Here is a 3,548-nt window from a genome sequence, read left to right as displayed (position 1 = left end):
TGCGCAGGCATTGAAGTACCACGCCGACCTGCGCACATACAGCCCGCCCCACGTGGACTTCGAGCGCGGCGACGTGGGCATGAAGCTGAGCATCATCGAGAACTACTTCTCCGGCCGCTACGAGCACCTGGACTACGAGATCGTGCCGCTGCCGCGCGGGCGGGTGGCGGCGAATTCGTTCGGCGGATCGGACAGCACGCTGTGCCTCGCCATCGCGTGCCGCGAGCCCGAATGCGAGCGCGCGGCATGGCGCTTCCTGCGCTGGTTCACGACGCAGCAGGGGCTGATGGATTGGACGCGGGCGACGGCATACATTCCACTGGTGCAGTCGGTGGTGGAGAGCACGGAGTACCAGGAGTTCGTGGCGCAGCGGCCGAAGCTGCGACCGTTCGTCGAGCAGCTGGGGATCCGCCGCGTGCGCCCGTGCATCCCGGAGTACCCGGTGATCAAGTGGGCGATCAATACCGCGGTGCACGAGTCGCGCCGCGACAACCGAAGCTGCACGTTCGACGAGGCGCGCGAGATCCTGCATCGGTGCGCGGCGGAGGCGCAGGAGGTGCTCGAGCGCCGAGTCAAGGTGTAAGCACCCATCGCCAGCAGGGGCAACGGGCAGAGCGGCGCCTCGGTCGAGGCGCCGCTTCTGCTTGGTCGGCCCGCAGCGGCGACTGCCGTTGGGGCCAACGTGCGGTTGGTCGCCGCAGTGCGACGCCTGCTTGGCGAACGCTTGCGCGTGCTTTCGCGGCGCCGTGTCGCGCGATCTGGACAGGAGCGGCTTCGCACCGCAGGCAACAGCGTTGGGCAAGGAGCGCTGGGGCGGCGCGCGGCGGTCGAGGACTAGGGCCATCCGCACTTAAGGGCGCCGCCGCCTCAATCGCAACGCCGGGGAGGAGAAGATGAGAGTCGCCTTCTTCGAGGTGCAGAGCTGGGAGCGCGAGTTGATCGAGCAGTCCCCACTCGCCGACCGCGCGGAATCGTACGAGGGATGCCTGAACAACAAGTGCGCGTCGCTGGTCGGCGGGTGCGATGCCATATCGGTGTTCGTGTATTGCCCGGTTGACGCCGAGACGATGGATCAGATGCCGGGGTTGAAGCTGATCACGACGCGCTCGACGGGCACGGATCACATTGACGTGGCGGCGGCGGAGCAGCGGGGAATCGCGGTCGCCAACGTGCCGGAATACGGCGCGAACACGGTCGCGGAGCACACGTTCGGCCTCATCCTCGGGCTGTCGCGCAAGATCTTCCTGGCGCACGACCGGGTGCGCAGCGACAACTTCGCTCTCGAAGGCCTCCAGGGCTTCGACCTCAAGGAGAAGACGCTGGGAGTCGTCGGCGCGGGGTCGATCGGCCTGCACGTGATTCGTATGGCGCGGGCGCTGAGCATGGAAGTGCTCGCGTACGATGTCAGAGAGAGCGCGATCCTCGCGGAGGTGCTCGGCTTCCGCTACGCGGCGCTGGAGGAAGTGTTTGCGGGTTCTGACGTCATATCACTCCACGCGCCGCTGGTGCCCGCGACGCGGCGTATGGTCAACCGCGAATCGCTGGCGCGGATGAAGCGCGGCGTGCTCATCGTCAATACCGCGCGCGGGGAGTTGATTGACACCGAGGCGTTGGTCGAGGCGCTGGACTCGGGGCAGGTCGGCGGCGCGGGGCTCGATGTTTTCGAGGGCGAGGAGGCGGTGAAGGAGGAGAGCGTGCTGCTGCACGGGGACCGCGAGCCGCCATCGGAGCTGCGGCCGCTGCGGAGTCTGCTCGAGAGGGACAACGTCATCATCACGCCGCACATGGGCTTCTACAGCCGCGAGGCCTTGCGGCGCATCCTCGATACGACGATCGAGAACATCCTGGCGTTCGAGCGCGGCGAGCCCCAGAATCTGGTGCGCGGGTAGGGGTTCAACCGCGGAGCGCGTCGAGCACCCCCAGAGGAGTCAAGCCGGAATGCTCGCCCGGCACGCGTTCCGGCCCCGCTTGCCTCGGCTGGATTCCCGCTCACGCGGGCAGCCAAGTTCCCCAGGAAAACATCAATACACCCCGCCGTTTGCCTTGACTGACGCAAACGTTTGTACTATACTATGGCCATCCGAGGCCGGGCGCCTCTGCGGGCCCCGGCGAAGGCCGTGAGGATGGCAGGCCCGCCGTCCCCACCATGAAGGCCCGGAAACCTGGAGAGTCGCGGGTGGGACCGCGGAACCGGTGACCCCCCGGACTGCTCCGGACGAGGTCCGTCGGGGACGCACTGCGTGCGGTCGCGCCCGCGGCCGACAAACGGACCTCGGTGCGGGATCGACCGGGCCGGCGAAGAGCACAGGCCAGGAGGAAGTCGTATGGCAAAGGAATCGCCGGCGCAGCGCAAGTGGTTGTTGGAGATGAGTTGGGAGGAGGTCGAGCTGGTGAGAGCGCTCCGGGGTCTGAAGTACGGTCGCGTAACCGCCGTCATCCACGACCACCGCCTGGTGCGTCTGGAGACGATCGAGCAGCGGGCGTTTAGCGCCTAACCCCATATCCGCCGAGCGAAGAACGCAGGCGAGTCATTCCACGACGTCGCACAGCCGCCGGTGCTGAGCGTGCCGAACGGGCATCCGGCTGTGGCCGCGCCGTCGCGGAAGCGGCTCGCCTTTGTCGCGTCTTGCCGGCGCTCACCCCCGATTTCCCGGTCGAGCATCAACGGAGGATGCCATGATCACCGAGACCATGCAGAGGAAGTTGGATTCCCGTCTCCCGGAATGGCTGACCTTGCGCCGCTGCCCGTGGTGCAAGAACCGCACGCTCGTCATCCACACCGCCGCGGAGCCGTGGCGCACGCGGATCGAGAAAGGGATGACCGTGATCCGCGGCACGCCGTGGTTTCGCTGCGGTGACTGCGGGCAAGATGGAACACTCGAGTTCCTGTACTACACCGTGTTTCCCAAGGCTCCGGAGCCGGAGGAGATGGAGCATTTCCGGCGGCTGTTCGACGGCGGGGTATGGGATGGGGAGGGGCGGCGATGACGCGAGCGGTTGGGGATGCGGCGCGGCGCGGCGGCGCGCCGGTTCGAAGTGCGAACGGCCGACCGCGGTTATGTCATCAGGGGTTGGCGGGCGAGACGCCTGCTCTACCGACCGCAAGTTCAGCGGATCGCAATGCATGTGAGTCGCGCGGTCTCGTCCCCGGGACTGCGGCGGCGGAGCAGGAGGCGGATCGACTGCTGCGCGACGAGGCTAGCGTGTACACGTCGCGGCAGTTGCGCGACAAGGGGCGGCGGGAGACGCCGGTGAGCGGCCTCGCGTCGTGGGACGCGCAGCATGCGATGGATGCCGAGGACTGGCTGACGCTGCACCGGCTGGCGGCGATGCCGCGGCGGTTTCGGGTGCGCATCCTATATGACCGCCTGGAGGACCGCGAGCGCCGAGCGCTGATCCGGTGGATGGACGGAGCGACGCAGGCCGAGATCGCGAGTGCGCTGAGCGTGTCGCAGCGCTATGTCTCAACAATTCTGGCGCGAGCAGTTCTAAAATGCCGCGATTCGTGCGCGTTATATGAGGGGAGTGAATTGGAGGCGGAGTTCTGG

The 3,548-nt window shown here is 67.3% G+C and carries 5 protein-coding genes; all 5 read left to right on the top strand.

The features are described from left to right. Positions 1-583: extracellular solute-binding protein (locus tag JSV65_00520; GenBank protein ID UCH34873.1), on the top strand; the 583-nt coding region annotated here is incomplete at its 5' end. A gap of 310 nt (positions 584-893) precedes the next feature. After that, the gene (locus JSV65_00515) at positions 894-1,889 is read left to right on the top strand and encodes a hydroxyacid dehydrogenase (protein ID UCH34872.1); all 996 of its coding nucleotides are present in this window, start codon (positions 894-896) and stop codon (positions 1,887-1,889) included. A 435-nt stretch (positions 1,890-2,324) separates the two neighbouring features. Then, the gene (locus JSV65_00510) at positions 2,325-2,495 is read left to right on the top strand and encodes a DUF2292 domain-containing protein (protein UCH34871.1); all 171 of its coding nucleotides are present in this window, start codon (positions 2,325-2,327) and stop codon (positions 2,493-2,495) included. Between the two features lie 181 nt (positions 2,496-2,676). Next, positions 2,677-2,988 (top strand): hypothetical protein, encoded by a 312-nt coding sequence (locus JSV65_00505; GenBank protein UCH34870.1) that lies wholly within the window; start codon positions 2,677-2,679, stop codon positions 2,986-2,988. Between the two features lie 215 nt (positions 2,989-3,203). Then, positions 3,204-3,548 (top strand): hypothetical protein (locus JSV65_00500; protein UCH34869.1); only part of this gene is annotated, 345 nt, incomplete at its 3' end.

This window comes from Armatimonadota bacterium (genome assembly GCA_020354555.1).
In the GTDB taxonomy this organism is placed as follows: Bacteria; Armatimonadota; Hebobacteria.
Note: the sequence above shows the minus strand (reverse complement) of the source record. Positions and strands in the feature narration are given on the sequence as shown.